General features: G+C 72.5%; 15 protein-coding genes and 1 pseudogene. 4 read left to right on the forward strand and 12 right to left on the reverse strand.

Features of this window, described 5'->3' with window-relative positions; translation table 11 throughout:
• The 4 genes from KBA23_RS12320 to KBA23_RS12335 all read left to right on the forward strand — a co-directional run.
• Window positions 1-1,004, forward strand: a 1,004-nt coding sequence (locus KBA23_RS12320) for an FAD-binding oxidoreductase (RefSeq protein ID WP_290741350.1), incomplete at its 5' end; no start/stop codon positions are given.
• A gap of 330 nt (window positions 1,005-1,334) precedes the next feature.
• Window positions 1,335-1,694: a DsrE family protein gene (locus KBA23_RS12325; protein ID WP_290741352.1), complete on the forward strand. Its 360-nt coding sequence runs from the start codon at window positions 1,335-1,337 to the stop codon at window positions 1,692-1,694.
• 64 nt (window positions 1,695-1,758) lie between these two features.
• Window positions 1,759-2,439: a ligase-associated DNA damage response endonuclease PdeM gene (pdeM, locus tag KBA23_RS12330; protein ID WP_290741354.1), complete on the forward strand. Its 681-nt coding sequence runs from the start codon at window positions 1,759-1,761 to the stop codon at window positions 2,437-2,439.
• 55 nt (window positions 2,440-2,494) lie between these two features.
• Window positions 2,495-2,872: a PaaI family thioesterase gene (locus tag KBA23_RS12335; RefSeq protein WP_290741372.1), complete on the forward strand. Its 378-nt coding sequence runs from the start codon at window positions 2,495-2,497 to the stop codon at window positions 2,870-2,872.
• A gap of 16 nt (window positions 2,873-2,888) precedes the next feature.
• Here KBA23_RS12335 and folD read toward each other — a convergent pair whose 3' ends face one another.
• The 12 genes and pseudogenes from folD to KBA23_RS12395 form a co-directional block, all read right to left on the reverse strand.
• Entirely contained in the window at window positions 2,889-3,782 is an 894-nt protein-coding gene (gene folD / locus KBA23_RS12340) for a bifunctional methylenetetrahydrofolate dehydrogenase/methenyltetrahydrofolate cyclohydrolase FolD (protein WP_290741356.1), read from the reverse strand.
• On the reverse strand, window positions 3,779-4,081 hold the full coding sequence (locus KBA23_RS12345; RefSeq protein WP_290741374.1) for a chorismate mutase: 303 nt from the start codon (window positions 4,079-4,081) through the stop codon (window positions 3,779-3,781). The genes folD and KBA23_RS12345 overlap by 4 nt, the downstream gene beginning before the upstream one ends.
• 148 nt (window positions 4,082-4,229) lie before the next feature.
• Window positions 4,230-5,906 (reverse strand): formate--tetrahydrofolate ligase, encoded by a 1,677-nt coding sequence (locus tag KBA23_RS12350; RefSeq protein ID WP_290741358.1) that lies wholly within the window; start codon window positions 5,904-5,906, stop codon window positions 4,230-4,232.
• Between the two features lie 60 nt (window positions 5,907-5,966).
• Window positions 5,967-6,482, reverse strand: a complete 516-nt coding sequence (locus KBA23_RS12355; RefSeq protein ID WP_366935313.1) for a gluconokinase — start codon at window positions 6,480-6,482, stop codon at window positions 5,967-5,969.
• Window positions 6,479-7,846 carry a gluconate:H+ symporter gene (locus tag KBA23_RS12360; RefSeq protein ID WP_290741360.1) on the reverse strand — a complete coding sequence of 456 codons (1,368 nt, stop codon included), beginning with the start codon at window positions 7,844-7,846 and terminating at the stop codon, window positions 6,479-6,481. The genes KBA23_RS12355 and KBA23_RS12360 overlap by 4 nt, the downstream gene beginning before the upstream one ends.
• Before the next feature lie 128 nt (window positions 7,847-7,974).
• The gene (locus KBA23_RS12365; RefSeq protein WP_290741362.1) at window positions 7,975-8,181 is read right to left on the reverse strand and encodes a hypothetical protein; all 207 of its coding nucleotides are present in this window, start codon (window positions 8,179-8,181) and stop codon (window positions 7,975-7,977) included.
• Window positions 8,182-8,468: 287 nt separating this feature from the next.
• The gene (ftsH, locus tag KBA23_RS12370) at window positions 8,469-10,388 is read right to left on the reverse strand and encodes an ATP-dependent zinc metalloprotease FtsH (RefSeq protein WP_290741364.1); all 1,920 of its coding nucleotides are present in this window, start codon (window positions 10,386-10,388) and stop codon (window positions 8,469-8,471) included.
• 80 nt (window positions 10,389-10,468) lie between these two features.
• Complete coding sequence (gene tilS, locus KBA23_RS12375; RefSeq protein WP_290741366.1) at window positions 10,469-11,722, reverse strand: tRNA lysidine(34) synthetase TilS; 1,254 nt, start codon at window positions 11,720-11,722, stop codon at window positions 10,469-10,471.
• Window positions 11,719-12,561, reverse strand: coding sequence for a tol-pal system protein YbgF (gene ybgF / locus KBA23_RS12380; protein ID WP_290741367.1), 843 nt, complete (start codon window positions 12,559-12,561; stop codon window positions 11,719-11,721). The genes tilS and ybgF overlap by 4 nt, the downstream gene beginning before the upstream one ends.
• A complete protein-coding gene (locus KBA23_RS12385) occupies window positions 12,561-13,082 on the reverse strand; it encodes an OmpA family protein (RefSeq protein WP_290741368.1) in 522 nt (173 codons plus the stop codon). The genes ybgF and KBA23_RS12385 overlap by 1 nt, the downstream gene beginning before the upstream one ends.
• A gap of 20 nt (window positions 13,083-13,102) precedes the next feature.
• Complete coding sequence (gene tolB, locus KBA23_RS12390) at window positions 13,103-14,431, reverse strand: Tol-Pal system beta propeller repeat protein TolB (protein ID WP_290741370.1); 1,329 nt, start codon at window positions 14,429-14,431, stop codon at window positions 13,103-13,105.
• A pseudogene (locus KBA23_RS12395) lies at window positions 14,425-14,629 on the reverse strand (energy transducer TonB); the annotation flags it as partial. The pseudogene KBA23_RS12395 and the gene tolB, both read right to left, overlap by 7 nt.

Below are 14,629 nucleotides of genomic sequence, written 5' to 3' on the forward strand. Positions count from 1 at the left end.
GGGCGCAGGGGACGGCGCAGATCGGCGGGGTGATCTCGACCAATGCCGGCGGCATCAACGTGCTGCGCTACGGCATGATGCGCGAGCAGGTGCTGGGACTCGAGGTCGTGCTCGCGGACGGAACGCTCTGGAACGGGCTCGGCACGCTGCGCAAGAACAACATGGGCCCCGACCTGAAGCAGCTCTTCATCGGGGCCGAAGGCGGGTTCGGCGTCATCACCGCCGCGGCGCTGCGCCTCGTCCCGCGGCCGACCGCGCGCGCCGCCGCGCTGATCGGGCTCCCGGACATCGCCTCCGTGGCCCGGGCCTTCCACATGGCGCGGCGGCTCTGCTCCGATCTCCTCTCCGCCTTCGAGTTCATGACCCCGGTCGCCATGCGCCTCGCCCGCGAGGCCTCGACCAACGCGCCGGCGCTCGATGCCGGTTGCGGGGCCTACGTCCTCGTCGAGCTGGCCGCGCCCGGCCCCGTCGATCTCGACGCCCTCCTCGCCGCCTTCCTCGAGGCGGCGCTCGCCGAGGGCGTCGTCACCGACGGGCTCCTCGCCGCCAGCGGCGCGCAGGCCGACCGGATCTGGGCGCTGCGCGAGGCGATCAACGAGGCGCTGGCCCGGAGCGGCCCCTTCATGCGCTCCGACGTCTCGGTCACGCTCTCCGACCTGCCCGCCTTCGTGTCGCGCGCCTGCGACGCCATCGAGGCGGCGCTGCCGGAGACCTTCACCGTCGCCTTCGGCCATTTCGGCGACGGCAACGTCCACATCTGCGTGCTGCCCCGCACGCCGATGGCCCCCGCCGCCTGGAAGCCGATCGAGGCGCGGGCCAAGGCCGTGCTCAACGCCGAGGTGGACGCCCTCGCCGGCTCGATCAGCGCCGAGCACGGCGTCGGCCGCTTCAAGCGCGACGACTTCCTCGCCCGGCTCGACCCGGAGAAGCGCGCCCTCCTCGCCGGTCTCAAGCGCCTGCTCGATCCCGAAGGGATGATGAACCCCGGCTCCCAGCTCGGCTGACCCCTGGCCGGGCGGCGGCTGCCGTCCCACTCAACCGGTCGCGCGCGCCGCGTCGCGCCAGGCGGCCGGCGGTTGGCCGAAGGCCCGGCTGAAGGCGGCCTCGGCGCCGTAGCCGCCCGCGGCGCCCGACGGTCCGCCAGTCGCCTTGCGGCGCGAAGCAGAACTGCAGCACCCCGCCGAGGCGCACCATTCGGAGCACGCCCGACAGCACGTCCGATCCCGGCTCGCCCGGATTCCCGATCAATACTCCGCGCCCCCCGGCCAAAGACAACCGGCCACGTCGGAGGCTACACCCGACCTGCATCTCCCGTCACGCGAAAGGACCTGCCCATGGCCGACAAGCTCGTCATCCTGATGACCCGCGGCATCGATTCGGAGCTCTCCTCCGTCGCCTTCACGATCGCCCTCGGCGGCATCACCGCCGGCCTCCAGGTGTCGATGTTTCTTACCTCGACCGCCATCGACCTCGTCCGCAAGGGCGGCGCGGCGATGACCCACGTGCCGCCCCAGCAACCTCTCGCCGCGATGATTCGCGAGTTCCAGGACCGGGGCGGCGTGATCTGGGCCTGCCCGCCCTGCGTCCAGAGCCGCGGCTACGCGCAGGCGGACCTCGTCGACGGAGTGGTCATTGTCGGCGCGAGCGCGATGCACGCCGCGATCAAGGAAGGCGCGGCGACGCTCTCATTCTGAGGGAGGCCGGGACGCCGGGGAACGCGCCCTTGCAGGGCGCCCCGGCATGGGGCAAACCCGGAGCATGACGGGAGCCCCGCAGCAGGATCTCACGCTCGCCGGCGCGCGGCTTGCGGCGCGCGCCTCGGGCGCCCTGTGGTGGGAGGCCGAGCGGCTGCTCTGCGTCGCCGACCTGCACTTCGGCAAGTCCGAGCGCGTCGCGCGTCGCGGCGGCGCGCTGCTGCCGCCCTACGAGACCGCCGAGACGCTCGACCGCCTCGCCGCCGAGATCCTGCGCCTCGCGCCCGCGGTCGTCGTCTGCCTCGGCGACAGTTTCGACGACCTCGACTGCGCCGACGCGCTCGCCCCGCGCGACGCCGACCGGCTCGCCGCGCTCGCGGCCGGCCGCGACTGGGTGTGGATCGCCGGCAACCACGACCCCGGGCCGCTGGCCCTGCCCGGCGCCCATCTCGCCGAGCTGCGCCGCGGCGGCCTCGTCTTCCGCCACGCCGCCGCGGCGGAGACCGAGGCCGGCGAGGTCTCGGGGCATTTCCATCCGAAGTTCCGCCTTTCGGCGCGCGGCCGGGCCATCGTGCGCGCCTGCTTCCTGCACGATTCCCGCCGGCTGATCCTGCCCGCCTTCGGCGCCTACACCGGCGGCTTGCGCGCCGACCATCCCGCGCTCCTCGCGCTTTTCGAGGCGCCGGCGCGGGCGATCCTCACCGGCGAGCCCTGCGTCTGCGTCCCGATGCCCCGCCGTGCCTGAGCCGCGCGATCCCGATTTCGCGCGCCGCGTGCGCGCGAGCTTCGCCCGCCAGGGCATGATGCGGCTGCTCGGGGCCGAGCTTCTGGCCGTCGAGCCGGGCCGCGTCGTCATCGCGGCGCCGGTGCGGCCGGAGACGTCGCAACAGCACGGCTACGCCCATGCCGGCCTCGCCTGGACCATCGGCGACAGCGCCGCCGGCTATTCGGCGCTGAGCCTGACGGGCGCCGGCGAGGAAGTGCTCACCTCGGAGATGAAGATCCACCTCCTCGCCCCGGCTGAGGGCGCGCGCCTGCTCGCCGAGGGGCGCATTCTGCGCGCCGGCCGCCGCCTGATCGTCGCCGCGGCCGACGTCTGGGCCGAGGACGGCGACGCGCCACGTCGCCACATCGCCACGATGCTCGGCACGATGATCCCTCTCCGCGCCGACCGGTAGCTCCGGCCGGCGGCGATCAGGCCGTCAGCCCCTCGGGGGCCGGCAGTCCGCGCCTCCGGCAGGCGGCGGCGAGGGTGTTCGCCAGCAGGCAGGCGATCGTCATCGGCCCAACCCCGCCCGGCACCGGCGTGATCGCCCCGGCGACCTCCACCGCCTCGGCGAAGGCGACGTCGCCCGCCAGCCGGGGTCTGCCGTCCGGACCATCGACCCGGTTGATCCCGACGTCGATCACCGTCGCGCCGGGACGGATCCAGTCGCCCCGGACCATCCCCGGCCGGCCGACCGCCGCGACGAGAATCTCCGCCCGCCGCACGAGCCCGGGCAGGTCGCGGCTCCTCGAATGCGCGACCGTCACCGTGGCGTCCTCGCGCAGCATGAGCTGCGCCATCGGCTTGCCCACGATGTTCGACCGCCCCAGCACCAGCGCCTCGCGCCCCGCAAGCGAGCCCAGCCGGTCGCGCAGCAGCATCAGGCAGCCGAGCGGCGTGCAGGGCACGAGGCCCGGCCGCCCCACCGCCAGCGCGCCGGCGTTGTCGACGTGGAACCCGTCGACGTCCTTTGCCGGATCGATCGCGTCGATCACTCGGCTGGAGTCGATCCCCGACGGCAAGGGCAGCTGCACCAGGATGCCGTCGACCTCGGGATCGGCGTTCAGCGCCGCCACGACGGCGAGCAGCTCCGCCTCGGAGGTCTCCGCCGGCAGCCGCCGCTCCACGGAGCGCATCCCGACCTCGACCGTCGCCCTCGCCTTGTTGCGAACATAGACCTCGCTTGCCGGGTCGGCCCCAACGAGCACCACCGCGAGGCCCGGCGTGACGCCATGCGTCGCCTTCAGCGCCGCCGCCTCGGCCGCGATCCGCGCCCGCAGCCCGGCGGCGAAAGCCTTGCCGTCGATGATGGCAGCACTCATGCCGGCCCGTCGTCCAGCGCCCGCTCCTCGCGGCCGATCGACCATTCGATCAGCCGCCGCCACAACGCCTCGGCGAGCGCAGGGGACAGGCTGTTCGCCTCGGCCGCGGCCCGAACCTTGGCGAGCACGTCATCGACGCGCTCGTCGATGCGGGCAGGCAGGCCCGCCGCGCGCTTCAGAACCACGGCGCGGTCGATGCAGGCGGCGCGACGCGCGAGCAGCCCCACCAGCTCGCGATCGATGCGGTCAATCTCGGCGCGCAGCTCGTCCATGCTCGCGCAGGCTTCGGGGTCGCGGATCATCGCCGCCCCCTTAGCGCCGCCCGACGCCCGGTGCAATGCGGCGGTCGGAAATGGCGTCTGCCAGCCGCTGCACGCGCGAAGCGTTCCTGAACACCCAAAAGGTGGCAAGCCGCGTTCCAGCCACGTTTCATCCGATAAAACCACATCAGAACAGCCCTTCGACCCGCCCCTCGGCGTCAAGCCGGATCGAGGCGGCCGCGGGCTGCGACGGCAGGCCCGGCATGGTCATGATCTCTCCGCAGATCGCCACCACGAACCCCGCCCCGGCGGCGAGGCGCACCTCGCGCACCGGCACGCCAAAGCCGCTCGGCGCCCCGCGCAGGTCAGGATCGGTCGAGAACGAATACTGGGTCTTGGCCATGCAGACCGGCAGACGCCCGAACCCCGCCGCCTCCCAGTCGCGCAGCCGATGGCGCACCCGGGTGTCGGCCAGCGCCCCGTCGGCGCCATAGATGCGCCGGACGATGGTCTCGATCTTCTGGAAGAGCGGCATGTCGTCCGGGTAGAGGACGTCGAACTGCGCCGCGCCGCTCTCGGCCAGCGCCGCCACGCGCTCGGCCAGCGCCACCGCCCCGCGCGAGCCCTCCGCCCAGTGCCGACAGACGATGGCCTCGGTCCCGTGCGCGGCGACGAAGGCGCGCACCGCCTCGATCTCCGCCTCGCTGTCGGAGCCGAAATGGTTGATCGCCACCACCGCCGGCACCCCGAAGGCGCGCACGTTGGCGATATGCCGGCCGAGATTGGCGCAGCCCTTCTCCACCGCCGCCACGTTCGGCGCGTCGAGATCGGCCTTGCGCACGCCGCCGTTGAACTTCAGCGCCCGCACCGTGGCGACGATCACCGCCGCGGCGGGGGCAAGGCCGGCCTTGCGGCACTTGATGTCGAAGAACTTCTCCGCCCCCAGATCCGCCCCGAAGCCCGCCTCCGTCACCACGTAGTCGGCGAGCCCGAGCGCCGCCTTGGTCGCCGCGACCGAGTTGCAGCCATGGGCGATGTTGGCGAAGGGTCCGCCATGGACGAAGGCCGGGTTGCCCTCCAGCGTCTGCACGAGGTTCGGCTGGAAGGCCTGCGCAAGCAGCACCGTCATCGCCCCGTCCGCGCCGAGGTCGCGCGCCGTGACCGGCCGGCGGTCGTGGGTATAGGCGATGATCGCGTCTCCGAGCCGCCGTTCGAGGTCGGCGAGATCCTCGGCGAGGCAGAGGATGGCCATGACCTCCGAGGCCACCGTGATGTCGAACCCCGCCTGCCGCGGAAACCCGTTCGCCACGCCGCCGAGCCCGGCCACGACGTCGCGCAACGCCCGGTCGTTCATGTCGAGCACGCGCCGCCAGACGACGCGCCGCGGATCGATTCCGAGCGCATTGCCCCAGTAGAGGTGGTTGTCGATCAACGCCGCCAGCAGGTTGTGCGCCGAGGTGATCGCGTGGAAGTCGCCGGTGAAGTGGAGATTGATGTCCTCCATCGGGATCACCTGCGCATAGCCGCCCCCGGCCGCGCCGCCCTTCATGCCGAAGCACGGCCCAAGGCTCGGCTCGCGCAGGCAGATGGCCGCCTTCCGCCCGATGGCGTTCAGCGCGTCGCCGAGACCGACCGTGGTCGTGGTCTTGCCCTCGCCGGCCGGGGTCGGATTGATCGCCGTGACGAGCACCAGCCGCCCCCGCGGCCGGTCGCGCAGCCCGGCGAGGAAGCGCGCCGAGACCTTGGCCTTGTCGTGGCCGTAGGGCACGAGATCCGCCGCCCCGATCCCGAGCCGCGCCCCGATTTCCTGGATCGGCCGCGCGTCTGCCGCGCGCGCGATCTCGATGTCCGACGGCTGGGCCATGGCGTCTCTCTCTCCCCGGGGATTCTTCTTGTCCCCGGAGAATGCGGGAGATCCGCGGCGTCAGTCGAGCCCCAGCGCCGCCCGGGCCGACCGGACCTGCGCCGGCGCGGCGAGGGCGATGTCCACGACGACGCCATCCTCGTCCGGTCCCAGCGGCTCCAGCGTGGCGAGCTGCGAATCGAGGAGCGCCGGCGGGAAGAAGTGATCCGGCCGGTTCGAGACCCGCTCGAGCAGCAGGTCGCGATCGCCGTGGACGTGGAGGAAGCGCACCCGCGGCGCGCCGCTGCGCAGGATGTCGCGGTAGGCCCGCTTCAGCGACGAACAGCCGACCACCGAGGACCGCCCCGCCGCGTCGTCGCGGGCGATCTGCGCGGCGAGCGCCTCCAGCCACGGCTTGCGGTCCGCGTCGTCGAGCGGCTGGCCGGCCGACATCTTCGCCACGTTGGCCTCGGGGTGGAAGGCGTCGCCCTCGATGAAGCGCCAGCCGAGCGCCTCGGCGAGCAGCGCGCCGACCGTGGTCTTGCCACTACCGGACACGCCCATGACGACGATATGCTGGGGGCCGGCGGCGCTCACAGCAGCCACCAGCCGATGAGCGCGAAGCCGAAGCCGATCAGCCCGAGCAGTGTCTCCATCACCGTCCAGGTCTTCAACGTCGTCTTCTCGTCCATCTGGAGGAAACGCCCCACCAGCCAGAAGCCCGAGTCGTTCACATGGCTGAGCACGGTGGCGCCGCAGGCGATGGCGATGACGAGAAAGCACAGGTCGAAGGAGTTGAGCCCGGTCGTCGCGGCGACGGTGGGGGCGAGCAGGCCCGCCGTCGTGGTCAGCGCCACGGTGGCCGAGCCCTGCGCCACGCGCAGCGCGGTGGAGATCAGGAAGGCAGCGACGATCAGCGGCATGCCAACCGTCTCGAGGCTGCCGGCCAGCGCCTGGCCGATGCCGCTGGCGCGCAGCACGCCGCCGAACATGCCGCCCGCGCCGGTGACGAGGATGATCGCGCAGACCGGCCCGAGGGCGCCGTCCATGATCTTCTCGAGATCCGCCGCGCTGTGGTCGCCGCCGAGCTTCCACATCGCGACGAGGACGGTGATGAGCAGCGCGACCGGGGTCTGGCCGACCATGCGCAAGAGGTTCACCCAGATCGCGCCGCCGTCGACCACGCCCGCGGTCACCAACGTGCCCAGTCCGGTGTTGAGGAAAATGAGCACCAGCGGCAGCAGCAAGACGAGGAGAACGTCGCCGAAGGCGGGCGGCTTTGCGTCGTGGCTAAGGCTGGCGCCGAGCAGGTCGGGCACCGGCAGCACGAAGCGCCGCCCGGCCCAGAGGCCGAAGATGTAGCTGCCGAGAAACCAGGTCGGCAGCGCCACGACGAGGGCGACAAGGACGAGGAGCCCGATATCCGCGCCGAGCAGGTCGCCGGCGGCGACCGGGCCGGGATGCGGCGGCAGGAAGGCGTGCATCACCGCGAAGGCGCCGGCCGCCGGAAGGGCGTAGGTCAGCACCGAGCCGCCGAAGCGTTTGGCGACGCTGAAGATGATCGGCAGCATCACCACGAGGCCGGCGTCGAAGAAGATCGGGAAGCCGAAGAGCAGCGAGGCGACCCCGAGCGCGAAGGGCGCCCGATCGGGGCCGAAGGCGTCGATCAACCGGTCGGCGAGCACCTGCGCGCCGCCCGTCACCTCGAGGATCCGCCCGATCATCGCGCCGAAGCCGACGAGGAGCGCCACCGTGGCGAGCGTCGAGCCGAATCCCTCAAGTAGCGTCGGCACCACGTCGGCGAAGGGGATCCGGGTGACGAGGGCGGTCAGCAGGCTGACGAGGACGAGCGCGACGAAGGCGTGCAGCCGGAAACGCAGGATCAGCAGCAGCAGCAGCGCAACCGAGCCCGCGGCAATCAGTAAAAGGGTCGCCGTCCCGTAAGCGGGCTGCACCTCCATGGGGGGTCTCCTCCTGTCCGTGCGTCGGCGTTGCGTCGCCGATCGCCCCGCGACACTGCCCTAGTCGGCGTACCTGGTAAACCCGGCGCGTCGGGCGAACTCGCAGCCCGTATCGCGAGGCGCGATCGTCAGTGCTTGCCGCTGCGCGCGGCCAGGAAGTCCATGGACGCGAGCAGCACGCCCGACACCACGAAGGTCAGGTGGGTGATCACGGCGAGGATCGCGTCGTCGCTCGACAACACCAGCTCCTGCGGGATGTAGAAGGCGGCTTCGCGGAAGAACACGATCAGCGGCATCATCAGCGACGCCACCAGACCGGGATACTTCGTGGCCATCAGCCAGCGCGAGGCGAAAAGGCCGCGCCCGAACTGGCCTTCGAGACCGGGCTTCGTTCGGGTACGCCACGCTGGTCAGGGAACAGGTGACGCCGGCGAGTCTACCAGGCCACCCGGCGAAACACGGGCTAACACGCGTGATAGATAGGGTAACTATCTGAATACAAACGATAAAAATGCTAAAGGTCAAAAAGGTCCGCGAGTCGTTTCGTGAGCCCGCCGGTATGACATGAAAAGGCGGCCCGCGGTCTCGGCCGCGGACCGCCTTGCGCCGGGCGCGCCGGCGTTCAGGCGATCGGTTCGGGCTCCATGCCGTCCTCGCGCGCGGGCCGCGAGGACTTGCCGCTCTTGGGGATCGCGGCGATGCCGGACGCCCCGCCGTCGGTCTTCTCGTCGTCGTCGGCGCCGCGGTTGAGCGGCTGGCCGGCGATGACCCGGCCGATCTCCTTGCCGGTCAGCGTCTCGTACTCCAGAAGCCCGTTCGCCAGCCGCTCGAGGTCGCCCCGCTTTTCCGTCAGGATGCGCTTGGCGGTCTCGTAGCCCTCGTCGACCAGCGCCCGCACCTCGGCGTCGATCAGCTCGTGCGTGTCGGGTCCGGCGTTCACGCCGCCGGCCTGCGGTCCGAGATAGGTGAACTGCTCGCCCGCGTAGTCGATGTTGCCGAGCTTGTCGGACATGCCGAACTTCGTCACCATCGCCCGGGCGATGCGGCTCACCTGCTGGATGTCGGATGCGGCGCCCGAGGTCACCTGATCCGGGCCGAAGGTCAACTCCTCGGCGACCTTGCCGCCCATGGCCATGGCGATCATCGACTTGTACTTGGTCTTGGTCACGCTGAGCTGGTCGCGCTCGGGCAGGCTCATCACCAGCCCCAGCGCGCGGCCACGCGGGATGATCGTCGCCTTGTGGATCGGGTCGTGCTGCGGCGAGTTGATGCCGACGATCGCATGGCCCGCCTCGTGATAGGCGGTCAGCTTGCGCTCGTCGTCGGACATGACCATGGACCGCCGCTCGGCGCCCATCATCACCTTGTCCTTCGAGCTCTCGAAATCCGCCATGGTCACGAACCGCTTGCCGGTCCGCGCCGCCATAAGCGCCGCCTCGTTGACGAGGTTGGCGAGATCGGCGCCGGAAAAGCCCGGCGTGCCACGCGCGATCACCCGCAGGTCCACGTCCGCGGCGAGCGGCACCCGGCGGGCGTGGACGGCGAGGATCTTCTCGCGGCCCTTGATGTCGGGGTTCGTGACCTGCACCTGCCGGTCGAAGCGGCCGGGTCGCAGCAGCGCGGGGTCGAGCACGTCGGGCCGGTTGGTCGCGGCGATCAGGATCACGCCCTCGTTGGCCTCGAACCCGTCCATCTCGACGAGGAGCTGGTTCAGCGTCTGCTCGCGCTCGTCGTTGCCGCCGCCGTAGCCGGCGCCGCGGTGGCGGCCGACGGCGTCGATCTCGTCGATGAAGACGATGCAGGGCGCGTTCTTCTTCGCCTGCTCGAACATGTCGCGCACGCGGCTTGCGCCGACGCCCACGAACATCTCCACGAAGTCCGAGCCCGAGATGGTGAAGAACGGCACGCCCGCCTCGCCGGCGATGGCGCGGGCGAGGAGCGTCTTGCCGGTGCCCGGCGGTCCGACGAGAAGCGCGCCCTTGGGGATCTTGCCGCCGAGGCGGCTGAACTTCTGCGGGTCGCGCAGGAACTCGACGATCTCCTCGAGCTCCTCCTTGGCCTCGTCGATGCCGGCGACGTCGTTGAACGTCACCTTGCCGGATTTCTCGGTCAGGAGCTTGGCCTTGGACTTGCCGAAGCCCATGGCCCCGCCGCGACCGCCGCCCTGCATCCGGTTCATGAAAAAGATCCAGACGCCGATCAGCAACAGGAACGGCAGCCACAGCCCGAGCGCGGAGAGGATCCCCGACTGCTCCTGCGGAGCCGCCTGAATCTCGACCTTGTGCTCCCTGAGCGCCGGCAGCACGTCGGTCGAGCGCGGCTGGATGGTCTGGAGGCTCGCCCCGTCCGAGCCGGTGATGTAGATGCGCTCCCCGTCCAGCCGGACCGCCGAGACCTGCCCGCCCTCGACCCGGTTGAGGAAGTCGGAGTAGCTGATCTCCCGGCCCATGCTGGTCCGGCTGCCGTTCGAGAAGACGTTGAACAGCGCGACCATCAGCAGGAACAGGATGATCCAGAAGGCGATGTTCTTGGTGTTGCCCACGCGGTCCTCCAAATGGGCCCCGGCACGCGCCGAGAGGCGCGCCGCCCTTACCGGCTAACATAGGCTTTGGCGATCCCGATTCAACGCGATTCGTCCCAGGGGGCCGGCAAGGGCGCCACCCGCCGCGCGACAACCGCGCCGCCGGTCTCGAGCACCGGGGCTGCGACGAGCCGTCCGTCCCGCCAGACGCCGGGCGTGGCGAGGAGCGCCTCGCGGGCGAGCCCGGTCTCCCGCCACCCCGGCCGCGCCGCGAGTCCGGCGACCCCGAGCGCGCCGATGCGGAGGCCGTCGCCTGCCGCGCCGCGCACCTCCCAGCGCCCGTCCCAGATCGCGTCGACCGGAACCGGCGCCCCGACGCGGGCCGGCTCGCGCCGCACCGCGACGCGGCCCCGCCAGGGGCGCAGCACGCAGCCATGCGCCGTCACGCCATGCCCGAGCCCCTGCCCCAGCACCGCCGCGACGGCGGCCTCGGTGGTCGCCAGCCGCGGCCGCACCCGCGCGCCGGAAGCCCAGACCAGCGCCGCCGCGACGAGCCGCAGGCGCAGTTCCTCCGGCGCGGCGGCCAGCGGGCCGGGGTCGAGGATCAGATCGCCGGCCGGCCCCGGCGCGGCGCAGTCGCGCGCCAGCGCCGCCGTCGCCGCCTCCAGTGCGACGCGGGCCCGCGCCATCCGCGCCGCCGTCGCCGCGAGACGCTCCGGCCCGAGGCCGAGCGCCGCCAGCGGCCCCAGCGCCTCCCGGGCGCGCACCCGGGCGAAGGCCGGGTCGTCGTTCGAGGCATCCTCGACCCAGCCGATGCCCGCCTCCGCCAGCCACGCGCGCAGCGCCGCCCGCCGCAGCCCGAGCAGCGGCCGCAGCCACGGCACGCCCTCCGCCCGCGACGTGCCGGCCATCGCCGCGAGGCCGTCGACGCCCGAGCCGCGGGCGAGCCGCATCAGGAAGGTCTCCGCCTGGTCGTCGCAGGTGTGTCCGAGCGCCACCGCCGCCAGCCCGCGCCCCCGTGCCCAGCCGGCCAGCAGCGCCCGGCGTGCATCCCGCGCCGCCGCCTGCAGGTTGCCGTGACCGTCCCAGCCGGTCCAGGCCAGCGTCGCGTGCCGCACTCCGAGCCGCGCGCAGAGCCGAGCCACGCCAGCCGCCTCGGCGGCGGCCTCCGGCCGCAGGCCGTGGTCCACCGTCGCCGCCTCCACCCGCCGCCCGGCCGCCGCCGCCCAGTGCTGCACGAGGAGCAGGAGCGCGACCGAATCCCCGCCGCCCGAGACCGCGACGCCCACCGCGCCCGCCGGTGCGTCCGCCAGGGCGCGCGCCATGGCGTCGGCGAGCGCCGTCGGCGGCGTCACGGGCAGGCGAGGACCTGCTTCTGCCCCGGGACCTGCCCGGCGGCCTCGCTGCCGGGGTAGCGCGCAGTCACCTCGCCGAGCGTCAGGCAGGCCTCGTTGGTCTGGCCGAGCGCCCCGAGCGCGCCGGCGAGCCGCAGCAGCGCCTTTGGCGCGACAGGCCCCTCGGGCGCACCGCTGAAGGCGTCGAGGAACGCCCGCGCCGCGCCGCGCTGGTCGCCGTTCGCCGCCAGCGCCTCGCCGCGCCGGAACTGCGCCTCGGCGGCGAGCGGTCCGCCGGGATACGCGGCGACGAACGCCTCGAAGAGCGTCGCGGCCCGGGCGTTGTCGCCTGCCTCCGCCGCGGCGACCGCCGCGTCGAAATCCGCCTGCTCCGACACCGCGAGCTCGCCCGTGCCCGTGGGCGCGGCCGCCGGCGGCGTCGGAGCCGGAGCGGGCGGCGTCACCCCGCCGCCGAGCGGCTCGGGGGCGCCGAGCGCGCTGACGTCGCCGCCCTCGAGCTCGGTCAGCCGGAACTCGATGTCCCCGGCCCGGTTCGTGGCGTCGGCCACGATCCGGTTGACGTCGTTGGTCAGCACGTCGACGCGGTTGGTCAGCCGCCGCAATTCCGCCTCGAGCTGGTCGAGCCGGGTCAGCGCCGTCGCCGAGGCCGTCGGCAGGCCCTTGCCCGTCCCGGCCGCGACGAGCGCGCGCCGAAGCTCTGCGATCTGGCGGTTCAGCACGTCGAGATCGGCCCGCACGTCGCCGAGGGTCTGCCCGGCGCTCAGCGCCGGCGCCTGCTGTGCGGCCGCCGGCCCGACCGCGGCCAACACGAGCCCGAGGGCGACGACGAGCCCGCGCATCAGACGCCTGCGCCGGCGGCGACGACCGTCACGGCCCGACGGTTCTGCGACCAGCAGCTTTCGTCGGCACAGGTCGCGATCGGCCGCGCCCGGCCGAAGGTGTTGGTGGAGATGCGCGAATCGGGGATGCCGCGGCTGACCATGTAGTCGCGCACCGCCGCCGCGCGTCGCGCGCCGAGCTGGATGTTGTACTGCTCGGTGCCGCGCTCGTCGGCGTGGCCCTCGATCTCGATCCGGCCCGGATTGGCCTGCAACCAGCCGATCTGCTGATCGAGGACGCTTGTCGCCTGCGCGGAGAGCGTGCTCTGATCGAGAAGGAACCACACCGTGTCGCCGATGTTCGTGCCCGGCAGCACGCCGCCGCCGCCGAGCCCGCCCGTGCCGATCATCCCGGAATCGATCCCGCCGGCGCCGCCGGCCCCGCCGCCGCTGTAACCCTGGCCGGTGTCGATCGGCTGCCGGGCGCAGGCAGCCAGCATGAGCGCCAGCGCGGCCGCCCCCAGGATCCTCGTTCCCCTCATTCCGTTCTCCTCCTCGTTCGTCAGGCCAGCAGGCCCGACCAGGACGGCGCCGAGGCGAAGCCGCCCGTCGGCACCTGCCGCAGATTCCGCCCCGTCACGTCGACGGTGTAGACCGAAGGCCCGCCGCTGTCGCCCGGCGTCTCGCGATAGAACATCAGCACCCGCCCGTTCGGCGCCCAGGTCGGCCCCTGGTCGAGATAGCTCGCGGTCAGCAGCTTCTCGCCCGAGCCGTCGGGGCGCATCACCCCGATGTGGAAGCGCCCGCCGGTCATCTTGGTGAAGGCGATCAGATCGCCCCGCGGCGACCAGGCCGGCGTGGCGTAGCGCCCCTCGCCGAAGCTGATCCGCCGCCCGGCGCCGCCGCCCGATCCCATGACATAGATCTGCTGCGCGCCGCCCTGATCGCTCTCGAAGACGATCTGGCTGCCGTCGGGCGAGAACGAAGGCGAGGCGTCGATCGCCGAGGTCCGCGTCAGCTGCCGGGCCGAGCCGGAGCCGAGATCGGCCAGATAAATGTTCGACGCGCCGCCCTGGCTCACCGAGATCAGCGCCTGCCCGCCGTTCGGGGCGAAGCTGCCGGCGAGGCTGATCTCCTCGGTCGAGGCGATCCGCCGACGCCCGCCGCCGCCGGCGTTGATCAGATAGACGCCCGGCTTGCGGCTCTCGTAGCCGGTGAACAGGATCTGCCCGGCGTTGCGCGAGATCGAGGGTCCGAAGACCAGCGACGCGCCATCGGTCAACGTGGTCGCGTTGGCGCCGTCGTAGTCCATGATCGCAACCTGCCGGCGGCGCTGCGCCTTCGGCCCGCTCTCGGCCACGTAGGCGACGCGGCTGTCGAAATAGCCGCTTTCCCCGGTCAGCCGGGAATAGATCGCGTCCGCGACCTTGTGCGCCAGCCGCCGCCAGCTCGCCGCGGGTCCGTCGAAGCGCAGGCCCTCGCCGAGCGGCGCCTGGGCGAAGACGTCCCAGAGCCGGAAGCGCACCACCGCCTGGCCGCCGCTGGCGCCGACCGCGCCGGTGACCAGCGCCTGCGCGTTGATCGCGCGCCAGTCGGCGAACTGCACCGGAGCGTCGAAGTTCGAGATCGTGCCGAGATGCGCCTGGCGCGGCACCTCGCGAAAGAGGCCGGTGCCGACCAGATCGTCGATCACCACCTGGGTGATCCGCCCCGCCGTCTCCGCCGCGCCGGGGGCGTCGGGGACGAATGGCGGAATCGCGATCGGCATGGGCTCGATCACGCCCTCGGTGATCTCGATCCTGAGCGGCGACTGGGCGACGGCCGCGAAGGGCCGGGCGAGCAATGCCGCCGTAGCCCCGAGAAGCACGCCGCGACGGCTGGGTCTCACCATGACACCATTCCTTCGGGATTGAACACGACTTCTATGTTGCGCCACTGCGCGTACTTCTCGCGCGGAAGCTGGTAGGGCGAGCAACGGATCAGCGCCCGCCGGCCCGCCTCGTAGGCCTGCTGGAACCGCCCGTCCGGCGGGTTCGTCGGCTCGATCAGCCGGATCGAGCCGTTGATGACCGAACCATCGGCGTTGAGG

The sequence above is a fragment of the Amaricoccus sp. genome, assembly GCF_017995835.1.
Classification (GTDB): domain Bacteria; phylum Pseudomonadota; class Alphaproteobacteria; order Rhodobacterales; family Rhodobacteraceae; genus Amaricoccus.